The organism is Brevundimonas sp. GCM10030266 (genome assembly GCF_042666595.1).
Lineage (GTDB): Bacteria > Pseudomonadota > Alphaproteobacteria > Caulobacterales > Caulobacteraceae > Brevundimonas.
The window spans coordinates 458,989-477,712 of sequence record NZ_JBHTCY010000002.1; the positions used below are offsets into that span (position 1 = coordinate 458,989).

Annotated in this window: 25 protein-coding genes; 15 read left to right on the forward strand and 10 right to left on the reverse strand. The window is 67.7% G+C overall.

Annotated features, from left to right (window positions below):
- The first annotated feature begins 5 nt into the window (after positions 1-5).
- Together ACFQQC_RS08800 and ACFQQC_RS08805 are read left to right on the forward strand one after the other, a co-directional pair.
- Positions 6-416 carry a flagellar export protein FliJ gene (locus tag ACFQQC_RS08800; protein WP_376861695.1) on the forward strand — a complete coding sequence of 137 codons (411 nt, stop codon included), beginning with the start codon at positions 6-8 and terminating at the stop codon, positions 414-416.
- On the forward strand, positions 406-1,512 hold the full coding sequence (locus ACFQQC_RS08805; protein ID WP_376861697.1) for an endo-1,4-beta-xylanase: 1,107 nt from the start codon (positions 406-408) through the stop codon (positions 1,510-1,512). Before ACFQQC_RS08800 ends, ACFQQC_RS08805 begins: the two co-directional genes overlap by 11 nt.
- Here ACFQQC_RS08805 and ACFQQC_RS08810 read toward each other — a convergent pair.
- On the reverse strand, positions 1,509-2,264 hold the full coding sequence (locus tag ACFQQC_RS08810) for a competence/damage-inducible protein A (protein WP_376861699.1): 756 nt from the start codon (positions 2,262-2,264) through the stop codon (positions 1,509-1,511). The two genes, ACFQQC_RS08805 and ACFQQC_RS08810, sit on opposite strands and share 4 nt — an antisense overlap.
- A gap of 23 nt (positions 2,265-2,287) precedes the next feature.
- On the opposite strand from ACFQQC_RS08810, the gene sfsA reads away from it, so the two are divergent.
- Positions 2,288-3,004: a DNA/RNA nuclease SfsA gene (gene sfsA / locus ACFQQC_RS08815; protein ID WP_376861700.1), complete on the forward strand. Its 717-nt coding sequence runs from the start codon at positions 2,288-2,290 to the stop codon at positions 3,002-3,004.
- Positions 3,005-3,035: 31 nt separating this feature from the next.
- Positions 3,036-3,860, forward strand: a complete 825-nt coding sequence (gene map / locus ACFQQC_RS08820; RefSeq protein ID WP_376861702.1) for a type I methionyl aminopeptidase — start codon at positions 3,036-3,038, stop codon at positions 3,858-3,860.
- Here the strand turns inward: map and ACFQQC_RS08825 are convergent.
- Positions 3,857-4,768 (reverse strand): hypothetical protein, encoded by a 912-nt coding sequence (locus ACFQQC_RS08825; RefSeq protein WP_376861703.1) that lies wholly within the window; start codon positions 4,766-4,768, stop codon positions 3,857-3,859. The two genes, map and ACFQQC_RS08825, sit on opposite strands and share 4 nt — an antisense overlap.
- A 122-nt stretch (positions 4,769-4,890) precedes the next feature.
- Between ACFQQC_RS08825 and radC the strand changes: the two genes are divergently transcribed.
- From radC to ACFQQC_RS08860, 7 genes are all read left to right on the forward strand, one after another.
- On the forward strand, positions 4,891-5,619 hold the full coding sequence (gene radC, locus ACFQQC_RS08830) for a DNA repair protein RadC (RefSeq protein ID WP_376861705.1): 729 nt from the start codon (positions 4,891-4,893) through the stop codon (positions 5,617-5,619).
- A 28-nt stretch (positions 5,620-5,647) separates the two neighbouring features.
- On the forward strand, positions 5,648-6,640 hold the full coding sequence (locus tag ACFQQC_RS08835; protein WP_376861707.1) for a N(4)-(beta-N-acetylglucosaminyl)-L-asparaginase: 993 nt from the start codon (positions 5,648-5,650) through the stop codon (positions 6,638-6,640).
- A complete protein-coding gene (locus tag ACFQQC_RS08840; RefSeq protein ID WP_376861709.1) occupies positions 6,637-7,155 on the forward strand; it encodes a GNAT family N-acetyltransferase in 519 nt (172 codons plus the stop codon). Before ACFQQC_RS08835 ends, ACFQQC_RS08840 begins: the two co-directional genes overlap by 4 nt.
- Positions 7,156-7,207: 52 nt before the next feature.
- On the forward strand, positions 7,208-7,447 hold the full coding sequence (locus ACFQQC_RS08845; protein WP_376861711.1) for a BolA family protein: 240 nt from the start codon (positions 7,208-7,210) through the stop codon (positions 7,445-7,447).
- Between the two features lie 3 nt (positions 7,448-7,450).
- A complete protein-coding gene (locus ACFQQC_RS08850; protein WP_376861713.1) occupies positions 7,451-8,374 on the forward strand; it encodes an oxidoreductase in 924 nt (307 codons plus the stop codon).
- Between the two features lie 82 nt (positions 8,375-8,456).
- Complete coding sequence (gene grxD, locus ACFQQC_RS08855; protein ID WP_376861714.1) at positions 8,457-8,810, forward strand: Grx4 family monothiol glutaredoxin; 354 nt, start codon at positions 8,457-8,459, stop codon at positions 8,808-8,810.
- Positions 8,811-8,813: 3 nt separating this feature from the next.
- Entirely contained in the window at positions 8,814-9,242 is a 429-nt protein-coding gene (locus ACFQQC_RS08860) for an acyl-CoA thioesterase (RefSeq protein WP_376861716.1), read from the forward strand.
- 56 nt (positions 9,243-9,298) lie between these two features.
- Here the strand turns inward: ACFQQC_RS08860 and ACFQQC_RS08865 are convergent, their stop codons facing one another.
- Both ACFQQC_RS08865 and ACFQQC_RS08870 read right to left on the reverse strand, forming a co-directional pair.
- Positions 9,299-9,682: a hypothetical protein gene (locus ACFQQC_RS08865; RefSeq protein WP_376861718.1), complete on the reverse strand. Its 384-nt coding sequence runs from the start codon at positions 9,680-9,682 to the stop codon at positions 9,299-9,301.
- The gene (locus tag ACFQQC_RS08870) at positions 9,679-9,807 is read right to left on the reverse strand and encodes a hypothetical protein (protein WP_376861720.1); all 129 of its coding nucleotides are present in this window, start codon (positions 9,805-9,807) and stop codon (positions 9,679-9,681) included. Before ACFQQC_RS08870 ends, ACFQQC_RS08865 begins: the two co-directional genes overlap by 4 nt.
- 160 nt (positions 9,808-9,967) lie before the next feature.
- Here ACFQQC_RS08870 and ACFQQC_RS08875 point away from each other — a divergent pair, with 160 nt between their 5' ends.
- The gene (locus ACFQQC_RS08875; protein WP_376861722.1) at positions 9,968-11,077 is read left to right on the forward strand and encodes an NADH:flavin oxidoreductase/NADH oxidase; all 1,110 of its coding nucleotides are present in this window, start codon (positions 9,968-9,970) and stop codon (positions 11,075-11,077) included.
- A 29-nt stretch (positions 11,078-11,106) separates the two neighbouring features.
- Here ACFQQC_RS08875 and ACFQQC_RS08880 read toward each other — a convergent pair whose 3' ends face one another.
- Both ACFQQC_RS08880 and rpsD read right to left on the reverse strand, forming a co-directional pair.
- On the reverse strand, positions 11,107-11,493 hold the full coding sequence (locus ACFQQC_RS08880; RefSeq protein WP_376861723.1) for a hypothetical protein: 387 nt from the start codon (positions 11,491-11,493) through the stop codon (positions 11,107-11,109).
- Between the two features lie 205 nt (positions 11,494-11,698).
- On the reverse strand, positions 11,699-12,316 hold the full coding sequence (gene rpsD / locus ACFQQC_RS08885; RefSeq protein WP_376861725.1) for a 30S ribosomal protein S4: 618 nt from the start codon (positions 12,314-12,316) through the stop codon (positions 11,699-11,701).
- A gap of 204 nt (positions 12,317-12,520) precedes the next feature.
- Between rpsD and ACFQQC_RS08890 the strand changes: the two genes are divergently transcribed.
- Positions 12,521-13,693 (forward strand): serine hydrolase domain-containing protein, encoded by a 1,173-nt coding sequence (locus ACFQQC_RS08890; RefSeq protein ID WP_376861727.1) that lies wholly within the window; start codon positions 12,521-12,523, stop codon positions 13,691-13,693.
- Here ACFQQC_RS08890 and ACFQQC_RS08895 read toward each other — a convergent pair.
- Positions 13,690-16,029 carry an EAL domain-containing protein gene (locus ACFQQC_RS08895; protein WP_376861729.1) on the reverse strand — a complete coding sequence of 780 codons (2,340 nt, stop codon included), beginning with the start codon at positions 16,027-16,029 and terminating at the stop codon, positions 13,690-13,692. The two genes, ACFQQC_RS08890 and ACFQQC_RS08895, sit on opposite strands and share 4 nt — an antisense overlap.
- A gap of 188 nt (positions 16,030-16,217) precedes the next feature.
- Positions 16,218-16,829, reverse strand: a complete 612-nt coding sequence (locus tag ACFQQC_RS08900) for a superoxide dismutase (RefSeq protein WP_376861730.1) — start codon at positions 16,827-16,829, stop codon at positions 16,218-16,220.
- Positions 16,830-16,986: 157 nt separating this feature from the next.
- Here ACFQQC_RS08900 and ACFQQC_RS08905 point away from each other — a divergent pair, with 157 nt between their 5' ends.
- The gene (locus tag ACFQQC_RS08905) at positions 16,987-17,337 is read left to right on the forward strand and encodes a hypothetical protein (RefSeq protein ID WP_376861732.1); all 351 of its coding nucleotides are present in this window, start codon (positions 16,987-16,989) and stop codon (positions 17,335-17,337) included.
- A 67-nt stretch (positions 17,338-17,404) separates the two neighbouring features.
- Entirely contained in the window at positions 17,405-17,650 is a 246-nt protein-coding gene (locus ACFQQC_RS08910) for a hypothetical protein (RefSeq protein WP_376861734.1), read from the forward strand.
- Here the strand turns inward: ACFQQC_RS08910 and ACFQQC_RS08915 are convergent.
- Both ACFQQC_RS08915 and fghA read right to left on the reverse strand, forming a co-directional pair.
- Positions 17,647-17,871, reverse strand: a complete 225-nt coding sequence (locus ACFQQC_RS08915) for a hypothetical protein (protein ID WP_376861736.1) — start codon at positions 17,869-17,871, stop codon at positions 17,647-17,649. The genes ACFQQC_RS08910 and ACFQQC_RS08915 overlap by 4 nt on opposite strands.
- Before the next feature lie 2 nt (positions 17,872-17,873).
- On the reverse strand, positions 17,874-18,707 hold the full coding sequence (gene fghA / locus ACFQQC_RS08920; protein ID WP_376861738.1) for an S-formylglutathione hydrolase: 834 nt from the start codon (positions 18,705-18,707) through the stop codon (positions 17,874-17,876).
- Positions 18,708-18,724 lie beyond the last annotated feature (17 nt).

An 18,724-nucleotide genomic window follows, 5' to 3' on the forward strand; every position in this document is an offset into this window, starting at 1 on the left:
GACCTATGACCGCCTGGGCCCAATCGCTGATCCGGATCTCGAACTACGAGGTCGAGACCCTCCAGAAGCGTCTCGCCGAGATCACCGCCCGCCGCGCCTCCGCCGAAATGCGTCTGGCCGTCCTCGACGCCGAGGCCGAGGTCGAGCAGGAACGCGCCCGTCAGGACGCCGAGGCCGGCATGATGCTGCAGGCCTATCTGAACGGTTGGAAGCTGCGCAAGACCGCCGCCGAAACCGATGTCGCCGAGATCGACGCCGAGGAAGTCGGCGCCCGCGACGCCCTCACCGGCGCCTTCGAAGAGCTGAAGAAGTTCGAGCACGTGGCCGAGACCACCCGCCTGAACGCCATGATCGCCGCCGGCAAGCGCGAGACCGCCGCCTTCGACGAAATGGGCCTGCGCCGGCGTGCCGGATAAGCTGTCCCGCCGGACCCTGCTTGGGTCCACGCTCGGCTCGGCGGTCGCCCTGACCGCCTGCGACCGCTTTGCCGCCGCGAAACCCGCGCCCGGCCCGCTGGCCGCGCCGCTCAAGGACATCGTGCCCGCGCCCTTCGGCACGATCGGCATGACCTGGCAGCTGGATCAGCAGGACTGGATCGACCAGGTCCGTCGCCACTGCGGGCAGATGACTCCCGAATGGGAGCAGAAGATGGAGCGGACCCTCGGGCCCGGCTTCGCCTACGACTTCAGCGCCTCGGACCGCGTTGTCTCCTTCGCCGGCGACAACGGCCTGCGCGTCCATGGCCACACCCTGATCTGGTATTCGCAAGGCGCCGAGGTCTTCAACGACGCCACCGTCCCCCGCGCCCGTTTCGCCGCCGAGTACGAACGCTACATCCGCGCCTTCGCCGGTCGCTATCGCGGTCAGATGGCGGGCTGGGATGTGGTCAACGAACCCGTCTCCGAAGACGGAACGGGCTTGCGGGAATGCCACTGGAGCCGCGCGCTCGGTATGGACGGTTACATGGTCCGCGCCTTCCAGATCGCCAAGGAGGCCGATCCGGACGCCGTCCTGTTCCTCAACGAATACAATCTCGAGAACATACCGCAGAAGGGAACGACCTTCCTCAAGCTGGTGGAACGCCTGCTGAAACTCGGCGCGCCGATCGAGGGCATCGGGACCCAGTCCCACCTCAGCATCGAGATCCCGGATGGCAACATCCGCAATTTCTTCCGCGACGCCGCCTCGCTGGGCCTGCCGATCCATGTCTCCGAGCTGGACTTCTCCCTGTTCCGCGATGGTGGCCGCATGCCGGACCTGCGCTCGCTGAAGGAAAAGCGCGCCCAGCAGGTCGCCCGCGTCGGTGAACTGGCCGAGGCCTTCCATGCCCTGCCCGAACGCCAGCGCTACGCCTTCACCACCTGGGGCCTGCGCGATCAGGACAGCTGGCTGACCCGCGAGGAAGGCCGCAACCGCCCGGACGACAGCCCCGTGCTTCTGGACCGCGAGGGCCGGGGCAATCCGGCCTATCAGGCCGTGGTCGACGCCTTCACCGGGCGGGCGGGAAGCTAGACTTCGGCCGCGCTGATCCCGGCATTGGCCAGTTCTGCGACCAGCCCAGCCACCGCCGCCTCCACCTTCTCCGCATCCCGCCCCCGCACCACCAGATTGGTCCCGATCTCCCCGACCGACCCGTGGCCGAAGGGATAGCTGCCGAAACTGACCTCGCGCTCGGCCTTCGCCGCCGCCGTCAGGATATCGGCCACCGCGCCCTCGCCCACGCCGCTGACCCGCACCGTCCGCGACAGCACCACCGCCCCGGTCCGCAGGCGCGGCGCCACATCCTCCAGCATGGCGGTCATGATCTTCGGCACGCCCGCCATCACGAAGACATTGCCCATCTGGAAGCCCGGCGCGTCCGTCACCGGATTGGCGATCAGCGTCCCGCCCTCCGGAATGCGCGCCATCCGCCGCCGCGCCGCGTTGAACTCGCCCGGTCCGTAGCGCTTCTCGAGGATGGCCACCGCATCCGGATGCTCCGGCAGGGCCACACCGAACGCCTGCGCCACCGCATCCGCGGTGATGTCGTCATGCGTCGGCCCGATCCCGCCGGTGGTGAAGACGTAATCGTGCGCTGAGCGCAGGGCGTTCAGGTTCTCCACGATCTGCGCCGTCCGGTCCCCAACCGTCCGCGCCTCCAGAAGGTCGATCCCCAGCGCCGTCAGGAACCGCGCGATGGTGTTCAGATTGGTGTCCTGCGTCCGTCCGGACAGAACCTCGTCCCCGATGATCAGGACGGCGGCGGTGGGGGATGCGTCGGTCATCCTCCCAAGCTAGAGACTGCGCCATGCGCTTCAAGACGCCCCTCGAACGCGGAACCCTGATCCGCCGCTACAAGCGCTTCCTCGCCGACATCACCCTTTCGGACGGGACCGAGACCACCATCCACGTCCCCAACCCCGGCGCCATGCTGGGTCTGACCGAGCCGGGCCTGCCGGTCTGGATGTCCTGCTCGCCCGATCCGAAGCGGAAACTGCCCCTGACGCTGGAGATGGTCGAACTGCCGGACGCCGGACTGGTCGGGGTCAACACCATGAACCCCAACCGCATCGGCGAGGCCGCTATCGCCGATGGACTGATCGGCGAACTGACCGGCTACCCCATTCTCCGGCGAGAGGTCCGCTACGACGAGAACAGCCGGATCGATATCCTGCTTCAGTCGGATCCTGACGCCCTCCAGCGCCCCTCCGCCTGGGTCGAGATCAAGAACGTCCACTTCAACCGCGCTCCCGGCCTTGCCGAGTTCCCGGACTGCAAGACCGAGCGCGCCGTCAAGCATCTGAAGGCGCTGGAGCGGGTCGTCGATGCCGGCGACCGCGCCGTCATGCTGTTCATCGTCCAGCGCATGGACTGCACCGCCTTCACCACCGCCGACGACATCGACAAGGCCTATGGCCCGGCCCTGCGGCAGGCCGCCTCCCACGGGGTTGAGGTTCTGTGCTACAGTTGCCACCTGACGCCTGAAGCGATCCGGCTGGATCGCGCCCTGCCCTGGCGGCCCTGATTTCGACAAGGGCCGCGCCGAAAGACGACGCATGTACGAGACCCCCGAACTGGACGCCGACACCTTCGTCCGCACCCACGAGATCCGCGTCCACCAGGATGAGGAAGCCTGGGAAGGCATGCGCGCCGCCGGCAATCTGGTCGCCCGCGCGCTCGACATGATCACACCCTACGTCGTCCCGGGCGTCGCCACGGGCCGCATCGACGACCTGATCCGCGAGTTCACCCTCGACAACGGCGGCCTGCCCGCCTGTCTCGGCTACAAGGGCTACGAGAAGACCGTCTGCACCTCGATCAACCACGTCGTCTGCCACGGCATCCCCGGCGAGAAGACGCTGAAGGACGGCGATATCGTCAACATCGACCACACCGTCATCGTTGACGGCTGGCACGGCGATTCCAGCCGCATGTTCGCGGTCGGGAACATCAACGCCCGCGCCCGCAAGCTGATCGACGTCACCTATGACTCGCTGGAGGCCGGTCTGGCGGTGGTCAAGCCCGGCGCCACCTTCGGCGACATCGGCTACGCCATCCAGCAGGTGGTCGAGGCCCAGCGCATGTCGGTGGTCCGCGACTTCTGCGGCCACGGCATCGGCCGTCTGTTCCACGACAGCCCGAACGTCCTGCACTACGGCCGTCGCGGCGAGGGCGCGACGCTCAAGAAGGGCATGTTCTTCACCGTCGAGCCGATGGTGAACCTCGGCAAGCCGCACGTGAAGGTGCTGTCGGACGGCTGGACCGCCGTCACCCGCGACAAGTCCCTGTCGGCCCAGTGCGAGCACACTATCGGGGTCACCGACGACGGCTGCGAACTGTTCAGCGCCAGCCCCGAAGGCCTGTTCCGCCCGAAATTCTAGTCGCAGGCCGCGCCGAACCCCGGCGCGCGCAGGGCCAGCAGGATCGACGACCGTCGCGCCTGATCAATCGCGCCCGCCTCCTGCAGCAGGCAGCCGATCACCGTGTTCGAGTTCGGCGCCAGCAGGCCGTAGCGCAGGTCGCGCTCGGTCAACCGCGCCTGCGCGCGCCGCAGCATCCCCGCCGCCTCCGCCACCTTGGCCGGATCGCGCGTGACCAGCGTCATCTCGTGCAGCGCCTGCCCCGAGCTCGGGAAGTCGTAGGCGTCGGGGTCATAGGGCGCGATAGCCGCCGCCAGCCGGTCGGGCTTCACCCGGATATTGAACTTGGCGTTCTGGCTGGCCGAGAAGCTGATCGCCTCGCCCTCTTCCGGCACCACCAGAATGTAGGCGTGGCGCGGGAAAAGCAGATAGTGGGCCAGATATTTGGTCACCGGCACGAACGGCAGGCCATCCGGCCCCAGGGCATGGGCGCCGACATAGACGCCCGACGGGATCGCCCGCGCATCCACCTGTCCGTTCAGCGCGCGGATCCGCTCGATCATCACATGATCCAGCAGAAAGACGCCGTCCTCAGCCTCCTGCTCCAGATGGGCGTGGATGGCCCGCGTGTCCGGCTCCGCCCCCAGCTCCCGCCCGTAGATCGTCTCGAAGGCATTCGGCGCCACCGGCTGCCCGTCCAGCGCGCTGAACCACAGGCCCTGCAGTTCCTGCACCGTCCGCTCCAGCGGCTGATCCCCCCGGAAGGTCGACAGGCTCAGCGCCAGGTTCACCGCCGCGAACACAGCCACGAACCCCGCCACGCCCTGTCCCGCGATCACCGCCCAGCGCCGCCATCCGGTCAGCGGGTGCTTGGCGTGGCGCACCCGCTCGATGAACCGTCGCCGGCGTGAGCGTTTCTGTTCCGACATGATCGCCCCTCCCCGGCCCGTCCGTTCGGCGACCAAATGCACTGCAATGGTCAAGGTTGCAGAATGCGTCGTGGTTGAGGCTTTCCACAACGTAGGGCAGTCTCCACCGACACGGACACGCCATGCTCGACACTCCGCCCGAAAAGCCGAAGACGCCCCATCACGCCGGCCACCGCGAACGGCTGCGCGAACGGGCGCGGCGCGCAGGCATCCACCATCTGCCCGACTATGAGCTGCTTGAACTCTTCCTGTTCCGCAGCCAGCCGCAGGGGGACGTGAAGCCCATCGCCAAGGCCCTGCTGGCCCGGTTCGGATCACTGGCCGCCGTCCTCGCCGCCTCGGTCGAGGACCTGATGACGGTGAAAGCCGAGGACTCGCGCGGTCGCTCCAAGGGCATCGGCGCTGAGACCGCCCTGGACCTCGCCGCCCTGCATGAGGTCGCCCGTCGGGTGACCAAGGAAGAGGCCAACAAGCGCACGGTCATCTCGTCCTGGACCGCCCTTGTCGCCTACGTCCGCCTGTCGCTCCAGCATGAGCCGCGCGAGCAGTTTCGTGTCCTGTATCTCGACAACCGCAACCAGCTGATCCTCGACGAGATCCAGAACCGCGGCACCGTCGACCACGCCCCAGTCTATCCGCGCGAGGTCGTGCGCCGGGCGCTGGAGCTGTCGGCCAAGTCGATGATCATCGTCCACAACCATCCCTCCGGCGACCCTACCCCGTCACGCGCCGACATCGACATGACGCGTCAGGTCGTGGAAGCTGCCCGCGCGCTGGGCCTGTCCGTCCACGACCATCTGGTTGTCGGCCGGGACGGCGTCGCCAGTTTCAAACAGCTGGGGTTGATGTAGCCTCCTCCGGTCCGATCCGGGGGGACTCATGACCACCACGCGCCGCACCCTTCTCACCGCCGCCCCCGTCGCCGCCCTGGCGACCTCCGCAATCGCGCAGGGCGCCGCCCCCGCGATCATGGTCTCGACCTGGGACTTCGGCGCCGCGGCCAACGCCGCCGGCTGGGCCGCGCGTCAGGCCGGCGGCTCGGCGCTGGACATGGTCGAGGCGGGCGGCAAGGTGGCGGAGCTGGATGAGAGCAACGCGTCCGTCGGCCTCGGCGGCCTGCCGGACCGCGACGGCCATGTGACGCTGGACGCCTGCGTCATGACCTGGGCGGGCGACATCGGCGCCGTCTGCGCGCTGGAGGACGTGGTCCATGCCGTCTCCGTCGCCCGCGCGGTGATGGAGAAGACGCCCCACACCATGCTGGTCGGAACCGGCGCCCGCACCTTTGCGATCGATCAGGGCTTCCCGACGCAAACCCTGCTGACGCCTCGCGCCGAGGCGGCCTGGCGCGAGTGGCTGACGACCTCCGAATACGCCCCGCGCATCAACAGCGAGAACACCGACTGGCGGTCCATGCCCGGCGGCCCGGGCAATCACGACACCATCGGCCTGGTCGCCATCGGGGCCGATGACCGCATGGCGGGCGCCTGCACCACCTCCGGCATGGCCTTCAAGATGCGCGGCCGGGTCGGCGACAGCCCCCTGATCGGCGCGGGCCTCTATGTCGACGACGCGGTCGGCGGCGCCACCGCCACCGGCGTCGGCGAGGATGTCGTCCGCGTCGCGGGCGCCCACGCCGTCGTCGAGGCCATGCGCCGCGGGCTCGACCCGACCGCCGCCTGTCGCAGCGTGATCGAACGCCTCGCCCGCCTGCGCGGGACGAAGGTCGCCGCCTCGCAGGTCGCCCTGCTCGCGCTGGACAAGCGGGGCCGCGCCGGCGCCTTCGCGCTGCAGCCCGGCTTCACCTACGCCGTCACCGACGCCGCCGGCCTCACCCGGATCGAGCGCGCAGGAGCCCTGTTCGGATCATGACCACCACCCTGATCACTGACCGCCTGACCCTGACCCCGGTGCAGGCCTCCGACTACGGCGACCTGACCAAACTTTGGGGCGATCCCGCCTTCGCCACCGCCATCTTCCCGGCGGCCCTGTCCAGCGAGGACGTCTGGTTCCGCCTGCTGCGCGACATCGGCCACTGGGAGGCGTTGAACTACGGCAACTGGTCGATCCGCGAGACCGCGACCGGCGACTATGTCGGCAGCGTCGGCGTCTTCGACTATCGCCGCCTCATGGAGCCGCCTTTCGACGCACCAGAACTCGGCTGGGGCGTCGCGCCCCGTTTCCAGGGCAAGGGAATGGCGTTCGAGGCGCTCTCCGCCGCCCTCGCCTGGGCGGATGAAGCCCTGAACGCCCCGCGTACAGTTTGCATGATCGCGCCGGACAACGCCGCCTCCCACGCCCTCGCCCGACGTGCCGGCTACGCCCCCTACGCCGAGACGACCTACAAGGGCGCCCCCGTGATCCTGCTGGAGCGGCTGTCAGCCTGACATTAAGGTTTAAGCGGCATGCTCCGGCCCGAACTCCGGAGTGCGTTTACCCATGCCCATGTCTGTCGAAACGCTTCGCGGTCACCTGATCGAAGCCTTTCCCGACGCCGAGATCGCCATCGACGATCTGGCGGGCGACGGCGACCACTACCGGGCGCGCATTGTCTCCACCGCCTTCGCAGGCCTGTCGCGCGTGAAGCAGCACCAGCTCGTCTATGCGGCCCTGAAAGGCCAGATGGGCGGCGAACTCCACGCCCTGGCCCTCGAAACCTCGGTTCCCGCGGAGGGCTGACCCATGCGCTATCGTCCGTTCGGAAACGTCGGTCAGGCCGTTTCGGTCGTCACCCTCAACATCGGCGCCCGCGACATCGCCCACGGCCCGGAAGCCGGACGCGAGCTGATCTATTCGGCGCTCGAGGCCGGCATCAACAGCTATCGCCTGACCACCGCCGATCCCGTTCTGGCCGAGGTGCTGGGCGAGGCCCTGCGCCACGTCGATCGCAAGCTGGTGCAGGTCTCCCTGATGCTGGGCGCAGGCGACGGCCGCCGCGGCTCGGATCGCGACTTCTCCGCCGAGGGCATGACCAGCGCCATCGACCGCGCGCTCCACGCCTCGGGGCTCGGCTGGTTCGATCTGGCCGTCCTGGACGAGCCCGAGGATCACGAACTGCCGCAGTCCTCGCTGAACGCGCTCAAGGCCCTGCGCGCCACCCAGAGGATCCGCCTGCTCGGCATCTCCGGCGAGAGCGAGGTGATGGACACCTATGTCTCCACCGGCGCCTTCGACGCCCTGCTGACGCCCTACCATGTCAACTCGCCCTGGCAGATCCGCTCGCGCCTGCGCGACGCCCGCGAGCGGGACATGGCCATCTTCGTCTATGGCTACTTCCCCGAAAGCCTCGACACGGTGAAGAAGGCCTCCACGGTGCACGAGGAGAAGAAGGGCTTCTTCGGCTTCGGCAAGTCGTCCGGCCGCCCCAAGGGCGACCCGCTGGCCGGCGCCGGCACCTTCGCCTTCCTGCACCAGACCAACGCCTGGAATGCCGAGGCCATCTGCCTGGCCTACGCCCTGACCGACCCCTCCATCGCCAGCGTCCTGATCGACGCCAGCGGCGTTGAGCGGCTCAATGAACTGGCGCTCGTGCCGGATCGCGACCTGCCGCCGGGCCTCGCCGCCCAGATCGAGATGGCCCGGGTCGCCGCCGCCAAGGCGGCCTGACACCGCAGACGTGACCACGGGCGCCCTTGACCCCCGCCCCTGCGGTCCCTAGCTGACGCCCTTCACTGAAAGGCCCGTTACCGTGACCGATCAAGCCGTCGCAGACCCCGTCCACGCCTTCATCGCCGACACTGTCGCGCAGCACGACGTCGTGCTGTTCATGAAAGGCACGCCGGACGCGCCGCGTTGTGGCTTCTCCTCGCTGGCCGTGCAGATCCTCGATCACGTCGGCGCCTCGTTCGTCGGCGTCGACGTCCTGCAGGACGAAGCCCTGCGCGAAGGCATCAAGGCTTTCACCGACTGGCCCACCATTCCGCAGCTCTATGTGAAGGGCGAGTTCGTCGGCGGTTCGGACATCGTGCGCGAGATGTTCAACAGCGGCGAGCTCCAGACCCTGATGGCCGACAAGGGCGTGCCGCTCGGTCAGGAAGACTGACCCATGGCCCGGACCCAGCTGGAGCCGCGCGAGGATCGCGAGATCTTTGTCCTCCCGCTGGAGGTCCGCCCCGAACACATCGACGAGAACGGCCACGTCAACAACGTGGTCTATGTCGGCTGGCTTCAGGATGCGGGCACGGCCCACTGGACCGCCAGCTTTGATGAAGATACCCGCGCCCGCTGGTCGTGGGTCGGCGTCCGGCACGAGATCGACTATTTCCGCCCACTGATGCCCGACGCCGTGGACGTGAAGGCCCGCACCTGGGTCGGCGACCCGCAGGGCCCGCGCTTCAACCGCTACGTCCGCATCGAGGACGCCGAGGGCCGGCTGTGCGCCCAGGGCGTCACGGAGTGGGTTCTGGTCGATGCGAAGACCATGCGGCCCCACCGCATCCCGGCGGAGATGCTGCCGGTGTTCGCCAAGCAATAGTCAGGCGCGGAATAGAAGAGGGCCGGAGCGCTGTGCGTTCCGGCCCTTTCGCTTGCCTAGAGCTTGGTCGGGTTCAGCAGCCGCGTCGGCGTGCCGGAGACGATGCCCAGCTGGTCCAGCGACCAGCTGACCTCCACCCCATCCGGGACCAGCGCCTTGCACAGGTCCTCGGCGTTGCGGCGCAGGGCGATGTTGGTCACCCCGTCATCCACCGGCGTCAGATCGACCGCGAAATGAGTCGCGTCCGTGCAGCCGTTCGAGTCGACACGAACCGTCAGCCGGCCGTCCGCAATCCGCGCCGAGCGCACCGCTTCCAGGGCAGGCTTGGCGTGGTCGCTCCAGTTGACCACGACGTCCCGCTCGCCACCCTCGTTCGAATAGATGACGCAGCCCGACAGCAGCGGCGCCGCCAGCGCCGCCGCGATCAGAACGCGGATCACTGACCCGCTTCCGCGGGGGTGCTGTGAACCACGCGGGTGGTCGGCTTGTCGGTGGCGATGATGATGCAGCCGCCCAGCGACGGAGCAGCGATGGCGAGAGCGACGATGAGAGCGATGCGACGCATATGGAAATCCCCTTCCGGATGATGAGAGCGCTTCTGTGGTGAAGCTTGCCCCCACTGTGGCGTCCGCCGCGCTGAATGGCACGTGAACAATCGGAAAGGCGGCCCTTGCCATTGTCCGTATCCGACATAGCTACGGTTCCGATCCTCCCCGGAGCCCTTAATGAGCCAGCTGTTCTCGCCCCGCGCCGTCGGTCCCCTGACCCTGCGCAATCGCATCGTCATCGCCCCCATGTGCCAGTATTCGGCCATCGACGGCGTGCCCCAACCCTGGCACGTGCAGCATCTGGGCAAGCTGGCGCTTTCAGGCGCCGGTCTGGTGATCGTGGAAGCGACGGGGGTTGAACCCAACGGCCGTATCAGCCCGGCCGACACCGGCCTGTGGAATGACGAACAGGAAGACGCCTTCGCCGCCCTGATCGCCGGGATCCGCACCTATTCCGACACTCCCATAGGCGTCCAACTGGGCCATGCGGGTCGAAAGGCCTCCACCACGCCGCCGTGGATCGGCAACCGCGCCCTGACGTCCGCCGAAGGCGCATGGGTCACCTCGGCCCCGTCGGCCGTCCCCTTCAGGGAGGACTGGCATACGCCGGTTGAACTGGACGAGGCCGGGTTGCAGCGAGTCATCGACGCCTTTGTCGCCGCCGCCGCCCGCGCTGATCGCGCCGGCTTTGACCTGGTCGAGCTTCACGCCGCGCACGGCTACCTGCTCAGCGAATTCCTCTCGCCGGTCTCGAACCATCGGACGGACCAGTACGGCGGCTCCAACGAGAACCGGATGCGCTTCCCGCTGCGCGTGGCAAAGGCCCTGCGCGACGCCTGGCCACGCCACAAGGCGCTGGGGGTCCGCTTCAACGGCTCGGACTGGGTCGAGGACGGCCTCTCGGTCGAGGATGCGCAGGCGTTCGGCCGGGCCCTGCACGACTTGGGCTACGATTACCTGCACATCTCGACCGGGGGTAACCTGCCCCGGGCCCATATCCCTGGCGGCGAGCCGGGCTACCAGCTCCCGTTCGCGGAAGCGGTGAAACAAGCCGCACCGGAAGCCAACGTCATCGCCGTCGGCATGATCTACGAGCCGGAACAAGCCGAAGCCATCATCGCGGACGGCAAAGCCGATTTCATCGCCATCGCCCGCGCCGTTCTGGATGACCCCAACTGGCCGCACCACGCCGCGACTGCTCTGGGGCAGCCGGAAGGTCTTCCGAACCAGTACGCCCGCGCAACGCAGACCACATGGCCCGCCTACGACCGCATCCACGGTCGCTGATCCTGGAACTGGAAGAGACGCCCTCGGCCTCAGGCCGAGGGCGTCATCTGGTAGGGGTTCTCGACCGACACGCGGGCCCCGGGCGCGATGCCCAGCTCCTCGAACGACCAGCGCATCTCCACGCCCTGCGGCTGCACCTGGGCGCAGCGGTCTTCCCGGATCCGGCGCAGGGTGATCACCGAGCCGTCCCGGACCGGACGCACGACCGGGGTCAGATCTGTCTTGCGGGTGCAGCCATTGGAGCTGACCCAGAACACCGCCTGATCCTGGGCGATAGCGACCGCGTGAATGGGCTCCAGCTGGCCCGGCAGGTTGGCGGCGGCCTGATCGCCCGGCAGCCAGCTTCTCACTGTCGCGCAGCCGCTCGTCAGCGTGGCGAACGCCAGCACGACGGCGAGCGTGATCTTCGAAGTCATCCCGGCCTCCTCGGCTGGATCCTGAGCCCACGACTACTGTGCCGTTATTCGGCCCGAAAGTGAACCGTCACAGGCGCAATCACGGTCTGCACGGGGTCGATTTCAGGTGACAAGGTGTCGCGAGGACGAAACCAGCGGCGCTCCCGAATGGAAAAAGGCCCCGGATCGCTCCGGGGCCTTCTCCAACTTGGTCGATGTCTCGAACTTACGACGAATAGTATTCGACGATCAGGTTCGGCTCCATCTTCACCGGGTACGGCACGTCGGCCAGTTCCGGGACGCGGACGTAGCGGACCGAGAAGCCGCGGTCACCGATCTCGAGGTAATCGGGGATATCACGCTCCGACGACTGCTGGGCTTCGAGCACCAGAGCCATGTTGCGCGACTTTTCCTTGACCTCGATGACCTGGCCCGGCTTCACGCGGTACGAACCGATGTCGACCTTCTTGCCGTCGACGGTCACGTGGCCGTGGCTGACGAACTGGCGAGCGGCCCAGACGGTCGGGACGAATTTGGCGCGGTAGACGATGGCGTCCAGGCGCGATTCCAGCAGACCGATCAGGTTCTCCGAGCTGTTGCCCTTGCGACGGGTCGCTTCGGCATAGGTGGCGGCGAACTGCTTCTCGGTGATGTTGCCGTAGTAGCCCTTCAGCTTCTGCTTGGCCTTCAGCTGCAGGCCGAAGTCCGAGACTTTCGACTTGCGGCGCTGACCGTGCTGGCCGGGGCCGTACGAGCGCTTGTTAACCGGGGACTTCGAGCGGCCCCACAGGTTTTCACCCATGGCGCGGTCGATCTTGTACTTGGCGCTGTGGCGCTTGGACATAAGTCACTCTCTATGTTGATGCGGCCCGGTCCCTCCCCAACTGGAGAGACGATCCCAACGGCGGTCCACGCATCGTCCGTCATAAATCCCGCCCCTGACCGGAGTCAGGCGCGCGAAGGCGGCGCTTATGCCCATGGACAAAGCTTAAGTCAACGTCCGCGCCGACCCGTGTTACGGCTCCGGTCAGTTGAAGGGGAGCTGATCATGACGTCCCGCCTGCTTGCCGCCCTCGTTGCGGCCCTCGGTCTCTGCGCCGCCCCTGCTGTCGCGCAGACCGTCCATCCGCTGCCCTCAGGCCCCGAGATCGACGCCGCCGTCGCTCGGCTGATGCGCGACACCGGCGCGCGCGGCGTCGCTGTCGCCGTGATCGACGGCGGCCGTCCCGTCCATGTGCAGGCCTATGGACAGCGGAACGCGGCAGGCGATCCGTTGACTACCGACACCATCATGTACGGCGCCTCCCTGACCAAGACGGTCTTCGCCTGGTCGGTCATGCAGCTTGTCGACGAGGGGCGGGTTGATCTGGATCGTCCGATTTCCGAACTGGCGCCGGACCTGCCGTCAACCTTCACGCCCGAGTTCGCCAATTTCTATTCGGACTATCGTGGTTTGGCCGATGATCCGCGCTGGCGGACGATCACGCCGCGCCACAGCCTGACCCACAGCACCGGCTTCGCCAATTTCTACTGGCTGGAGCCGGAGGAGAAGCTTCGCATCCACTTCGATCCCGGCGCGCGCTTCGCCTACTCCGGCGAGGGCCTGACCCTGTTGCAGTACATGCTGGAGCAGCGACTGGGCATCAACATGGGCGACCGGACCCGCGACTACGTCTTCGCACCGCTGGGCATGACCAACACCAGCCTGATCTGGCGGCCGGAGTTCGCGCAGAACATGGCCGACGGCTGGAAGGCGGACGGGTCTCCCGAACCGCACGACGAGCGCTCCAAGGTCCGCGTTGCGGGCTCCATGGACACCACCATCACCGACATGAGCCGCTTCGCCGCCGCCCTGGTCCGTGGCGATGGCCTGAGCCCCGCCTCCCATGCCGAGTTGCTGCGTCCGCAGCTCCCGATCACCACGGCCAGCCAGTTCCCCACCTTCCAGGACGAACTGCCCGCCGCGCAACGCCGCCCCGATCTGCAGTCAGCCCTCGGCGTCGTCGCCTTCAACGGCCCCCAAGGGCCCGGCTTCATGAAGGGCGGCCACAACGACTCGACCGGCAACACCCTGGTCTGCCTGCGGCAGAGCCAGCGCTGCGTGGTCATCCTGGGCAACGATGTCCGCGCCGAGGGCGGCTTCGCCCAGCTGGTCCGCTTCATCCTCGGCGATACGGGCGTGCCCTATGACTGGGAGTACGGCGCGAACTTCCGCCCCTAGGCGACCTTGCTGGCCTCAGCCCGCTCCGTCGTCTGCGCGACAGCGTCGCGTTGCGGCCGGCCCAGCAGATAGCCCTGAACCTCGTCACAGCCCTGTTCGCGCAGGAAGACCAGCTGTTCCTGGGTCTCGACGCCCTCGGCGAGGATCGGGATGTCCAGGCTTTCGCCCAGCGCCAGCACGGCGCGGATGATGGCCTTGGACTGCGGGCCGCCGTCCAGCTCGGACATGAAGGTCCTGTCCAGCTTGATCTTGTCGAACGGGAAGGCCCGCAGGGTCGACAGCGACGAATAGCCGGTGCCGAAGTCGTCCATCGCCACCGACACGCCCAGCAGCTTCAGCTGGCGCAGGATGTGGGTGGTGCGCTCCATGTCCGAAATCATCGCCGTCTCGGTGATCTCCAGCTCCAGCCGGTTCGGGGCGAGGCCCGTTTCGATCAGGATCTGGTGCACCAGCCGCGGCAGGTCGACATGCGACAGCTGGACCGGCGACAGGTTCACGGCGATGCGGTGCGGCTTGTCCCAGCTGGCGGCCTCGCTACAGGCGCGGCGCAGGACCCATTCGCCGATCGGCAGGATCAGCCCGGTCTCTTCGGCCAGCGGGATGAAGTCCGCCGGGGAGATATAGGTCCCGTCCGCCTGCCTCCAGCGCAGCAGCGCCTCAAAGCCGGTGACGTCGCCGGTCTCGACCGAGGCCTGCAACTGGTAGTGCAGCTCGAAGCGGTCGTTCTCCAGCGCATCGCGCAGGCCCAGGGTGATGCGGCGACGCTGGCGCACCGCCTCATCCATCGCCCCCTCGTAGAAGCAGATGTCGGTCGTGAGCGAGCTCTTGGCCCGATACATGGCCAGGTCGGCGTCATTGATCAGGACCGAGGTCTCGGTCGTGTCATCGGGCCACAGGGCGATGCCGATGGAGGCGCCGCATTGCAGCTCGGCGTGTTCGGCCTCCAGCGGCGTCAGGATCGCGGCGCGCAGGCGTTCGGCGGCCGCATGGGCGTCCATCCGCTCGCGGATCGGAATCAGGGCCACGAACTCGTCGCCGCCCAGCCGGGCCACGAACTCGCCCTCCTGAACGGCCGCCCTCATATTGTCCGCGACGTGCACCAGCAGGCGGTCTCCGACGGCGTGGCCGTACAGGTCGTTGACCTCCTTGAACCGGTCCAGGTCGAGCGCCAGCAGGGCGAAATTCTCTCCGGTCGCCGCCAGACGCTCCAGCTTCTCCAGGAAGGAGGTCCGGTTCGGCAGGCCCGTCAGGCTGTCGTTGCGCGCCAGATGGGCGATGCGGCGTTCCTGGGCGATGCGCGAGCGCAGATCGCGCACGGCGAAGATCCGCACCGGCGTCTGCTCGGCGCCCGTCGTCTCCTCGCGCACGGCGATCTCGACCGGCACCGGGGCGCCGTCGCGGGCCTTGACCCGGCTCTGCATCAGCAGGCCCGGCTGCAGGGAGGCGACGTCCTCGATCCAGTCCTCGATGGGCGACCCCATGGTCTGCCCTTCCTGCACGCCGCACAGTTCGGTGAAGGCGTGGTTGGCCAGACGAACCTTGCCGTTGGCGACCACCACCATGCCGTCCACGCTGCCCTCGATCAGGGCGGCGAGGCGATCACGCGAATGGCGCTCGGTCTGCTCCTCCAGCGCATAGCTGGCGACCGCCGTGCCGAGGATCAGGAAGCCCACGGCCGCCACACCCGCCGCCAGCAGCGCCTCACCCTCGGTCAGCAGGGTCGCATCCGCGCTCGGCGTCAGCGGCATCACCGTCAGGGCGCCCATGCCGGTGAAGTGCAGGGCCACGATGGTCAGGACCAGCAGCAGCGGCGCCACGACCGGGCGCAGCCACGGACGATCGTCCGTCGCGATGTGGAAGGCCGCCGCGCCGCCGACCACCGCCGCGATCACCGAGGCGACGACATAGGCCGGCGACCAGATCACGAAGGCCTCGGCGGTGAAGGCTGACATGCCGGTGTAGTGCATGGCGGTCACGCCCAGGCCGAAGATCGCTCCGCCGGTCGCCGCGGCGTAGCGGCCGCGCATGGCGCCGACCGCCAGGGCCAGCCCGCAGGCCAGCATGCCGACGACCAGGGAAATCCCGGTCAGGACGGGGGCGTAGGACACCTCCACGCCGGGCCGGTAGGCCAGCATGGCCACGAAATGGGTGCACCAGATCGTCGCCCCGCCCGCCATGGCGCCGAGGAACAGCCACGGCAGCCGCGCCTTGGGCGCACTGCGGCGGTTCTTGTCAAACAGACGGTTCAGGACGACGGCGCCGACGACGCAGATCAGGGCGGCGAGGGCGACGAGGAACAGGTTATGTTCCTCGGTCAGACAGGTCAAAACGCGCATACTGGACGAGCTCGGGGGGAGAAATCGGCCCCCTGCCCTAGCGGAATACCCTTAATCATCGCCCCAACGGTCACGGTTAGCAGGCGGTAAACTCCGTTCCCGGATCAACACCGCCCTCGCCTCGCGCCAAAAAGGAAAAGGCGCCGTATGGCTACGGCGCCTTCCCGATATCCGGACTGTCGGACCGCTTACTTGGCGGCTTCGTACAGCTCGTTGACCTTGTTCCAGTTCACCACCGACCAGAAGGCCTTCAGGTAGTCGACGCGGCGGTTCTGGTACTTCAGGTAATAGGCGTGCTCCCACACGTCGGCGGCCAGAAGGACAGCGCCCTTCTCGTCGGCCACGTCCATCAGCGGGTTGTCCTGGTTCGGGGTCGAGGTGACCTTCAGCTTGCCGTCCTGGAGGATCAGCCAAGCCCAGCCCGAACCGAACTGACCGGCGCCGGCGGCGTCGAAGTCGGCCTTGAACTTGTCCAGACCGCCCAGTTCGGCGTCGATCTTGGCGGCCAGTTCAGCCGACGGCTCACCGGCCTTGTCAGCCGGAGCCAGCAGTTCCCAGAACAGGCTGTGGTTCCAGTGACCGCCGCCGTTGTTGCGCACGGCCTTCGGCAGCTTCGACATATTGGCGAACAGCTCCTCCAGCGACTTGCCCTGCAGCGAGGCGTCGGCGTCGACGGCCTTGTTCAGGTTGTCGACATAGGTCTGGTGGTGCTTGTCGTGGTGGAAGGTCATCGTCTCCTTGTCGATCGCCGGCTCCAGGGCGTCATAGGCGTACGGGAGGGGCGGAAGGGTGAAGGCCATGGAGAGACTCCTGTCAGGCGGTTTGATTCTGGACCGGATGTAGGGCTTCCGGACGCTCCGCCAAAGGCTCGGCGGGCGGTTTTTGTCAGGTTTTGAACGCTTGCGGTCGCCCAAAGGCTGCATGACTGTGCTCCCCGTCAAGCTTGGAGAGGGAGTGATGGCGATGCGGGGCGTCAAACGGCTTTGCCTGATCGGCGCGGCGGGGATCGGCCTGTCCGGCTGCACCACCGATCCGGCCTTCTGGGACGCCGTCGCGACGGGGCTGGATCAGGCAGCCTATGATCTCGCCAACGCGCCGGTCTGCAACTGGTACACCGACCGCCACGGCGTGGTCCGCCAGCACTGCGTCCCCGCCTATGCAGCCAATGAGCCGGTCTATGTCGTCCCCGTCCCGGACTACGGCCGTGGACATCGCCGGGACCGGGACGGCCGCCGTGATCGTGACGATCGCCGCGACAGGCGCGACCGGGACGATGATCGGCGCGAGCATCGCCGCGGGTTCAAATAGGCCCCGGGCAGGGGTTGCGGCCCACCTCAGGTCAGGTGACGGTGACGCCCCGTAACCGGAGATGCCGATGACCGTCCGCAAGCTGGCCCTGATCGCCCTCCCGGCCCTCGCGCTTTTGGGGGCCTGCGCCAGCGATCATGAGTTGACCGCGACGTCCAACTGCCACACCAGCGACGGCCAGTATGTGAACGCGCCGAACTGCACCATCCGCTACGGCTGGTCACAGACCACGACGACCTCCACGACCACGACGGTCGTCACCGAGGAAACCAACGTCCCGCCCGCCGAACCGGCGGCGAAGACCGAAAGCTAGTCCTTCGGCAGGTTCGCCTTCATGCAGTCGCGCACCGCCCGGCGGTGGTCGCCCAGTGCGTTGAGGTAGTCCACGCCTGCGGCCGCAAACGCCACCCTGGTCGCCGCATCCAGACCTTCTGGCAGGGCCGCGATCACCCGCTTCTGGCCCTTGTCGTGCAGGCAGAAGCCGACCTCGCTGCACAGGGCCGCGAACATCGCATCATACCGGTCGTCGCTCATGGTCAGGCTTTCAGTCGGGCGGCGTGGAAGGCGACATGGTCGGCGATGAAGCTGGCCATGAAGAAGTAGGAGTGATCATAGCCCGGCTGCATCCGCACCGTCACCTTCTGGCCGCTGGCCTTGCCCGCCGCGATCAGCAGTTCGGGCTTCAGCTGCTCCACCAGGAAGCTGTCGGCGTCGCCCTGATCGACCAGGATATCGTCATAGACGCCATGCGCCGCGCCGCCGTCGATCAGCAGGGCCGCGTCATGCTTCGCCCATTCGGCCCGGTCGTCGCCCAGATACGCGATGAAGGCCTTCTCGCCCCACGGACAGCGCGTCGGCGAACTGATCGGCGCGAAGGCCGAGACCGACTGGAATAGCTCCGGATGACGCAGCGCCAGCGTCAGCGCCCCGTGCCCGCCCATCGAATGGCCCGAGATCGAGCGGGTCTTCGTCGTCGGGAACTCGCGGTCGATCAGGTCGATCAGCTCTCCGGTGACATAGCTCTCCATGCGGAAATGCGGCGTCCACGGGGCCTGCGTGGCGTCGATATAGAAGCCCGCGCCCTGACCAAGGTCATAGGCCGGATCGTCCGCCACCCCTTCACCACGCGGCGAGGTGTCGGGGGCCACGATGATCACCCCATGTTCGGCGGCGGCCCGATAGGCGCCGGCCTTGGTGGTGAAATTGTCCTCGGTGCAGGTCAGGCCGGACAGCCAGATCAGCACCGGGAACGGCCCCTCGCCGCCGGGAACAAAGACCGACAGGGTCATGGGCGTGCCGGTCACCGCGCTGTCGTGCTTCAGATAGCGCAGCACGCCGCCGTGGACGGTGTGGGTCTTGGTGACTTCCATGAGGCTCTAACTCCGAT

Bases quoted from the DNA above. Each gene is read 5' to 3' on its own strand.
- ACFQQC_RS08800 (WP_376861695.1), top strand. From the start codon at position 6: ATGACCGCCTGGGCCCAATCGCTGATCCGGATCTCGAACTACGAGGTC.
- ACFQQC_RS08810 (WP_376861699.1), bottom strand. From the start codon at position 2,264: ATGACCGACGCATCCCCCACCGCCGCCGTCCTGATCATCGGGGACGAG.
- sfsA (WP_376861700.1), top strand. From the start codon at position 2,288: ATGCGCTTCAAGACGCCCCTCGAACGCGGAACCCTGATCCGCCGCTAC.
- map (WP_376861702.1), top strand. From the start codon at position 3,036: ATGTACGAGACCCCCGAACTGGACGCCGACACCTTCGTCCGCACCCAC.
- ACFQQC_RS08825 (WP_376861703.1), bottom strand. From the start codon at position 4,768: ATGTCGGAACAGAAACGCTCACGCCGGCGACGGTTCATCGAGCGGGTG.
- radC (WP_376861705.1), top strand. From the start codon at position 4,891: ATGCTCGACACTCCGCCCGAAAAGCCGAAGACGCCCCATCACGCCGGC.
- ACFQQC_RS08835 (WP_376861707.1), top strand. From the start codon at position 5,648: ATGACCACCACGCGCCGCACCCTTCTCACCGCCGCCCCCGTCGCCGCC.
- ACFQQC_RS08840 (WP_376861709.1), top strand. From the start codon at position 6,637: ATGACCACCACCCTGATCACTGACCGCCTGACCCTGACCCCGGTGCAG.
- ACFQQC_RS08845 (WP_376861711.1), top strand. From the start codon at position 7,208: ATGCCCATGTCTGTCGAAACGCTTCGCGGTCACCTGATCGAAGCCTTT.
- ACFQQC_RS08850 (WP_376861713.1), top strand. From the start codon at position 7,451: ATGCGCTATCGTCCGTTCGGAAACGTCGGTCAGGCCGTTTCGGTCGTC.
- ACFQQC_RS08860 (WP_376861716.1), top strand. From the start codon at position 8,814: ATGGCCCGGACCCAGCTGGAGCCGCGCGAGGATCGCGAGATCTTTGTC.
- ACFQQC_RS08870 (WP_376861720.1), bottom strand. From the start codon at position 9,807: ATGCGTCGCATCGCTCTCATCGTCGCTCTCGCCATCGCTGCTCCGTCG.
- ACFQQC_RS08875 (WP_376861722.1), top strand. From the start codon at position 9,968: ATGAGCCAGCTGTTCTCGCCCCGCGCCGTCGGTCCCCTGACCCTGCGC.
- ACFQQC_RS08880 (WP_376861723.1), bottom strand. From the start codon at position 11,493: ATGACTTCGAAGATCACGCTCGCCGTCGTGCTGGCGTTCGCCACGCTG.
- rpsD (WP_376861725.1), bottom strand. From the start codon at position 12,316: ATGTCCAAGCGCCACAGCGCCAAGTACAAGATCGACCGCGCCATGGGT.
- ACFQQC_RS08890 (WP_376861727.1), top strand. From the start codon at position 12,521: ATGACGTCCCGCCTGCTTGCCGCCCTCGTTGCGGCCCTCGGTCTCTGC.
- ACFQQC_RS08895 (WP_376861729.1), bottom strand. From the start codon at position 16,029: ATGCGCGTTTTGACCTGTCTGACCGAGGAACATAACCTGTTCCTCGTC.
- ACFQQC_RS08900 (WP_376861730.1), bottom strand. From the start codon at position 16,829: ATGGCCTTCACCCTTCCGCCCCTCCCGTACGCCTATGACGCCCTGGAG.
- ACFQQC_RS08905 (WP_376861732.1), top strand. From the start codon at position 16,987: ATGGCGATGCGGGGCGTCAAACGGCTTTGCCTGATCGGCGCGGCGGGG.
- ACFQQC_RS08910 (WP_376861734.1), top strand. From the start codon at position 17,405: ATGACCGTCCGCAAGCTGGCCCTGATCGCCCTCCCGGCCCTCGCGCTT.
- ACFQQC_RS08915 (WP_376861736.1), bottom strand. From the start codon at position 17,871: ATGAGCGACGACCGGTATGATGCGATGTTCGCGGCCCTGTGCAGCGAG.
- fghA (WP_376861738.1), bottom strand. From the start codon at position 18,707: ATGGAAGTCACCAAGACCCACACCGTCCACGGCGGCGTGCTGCGCTAT.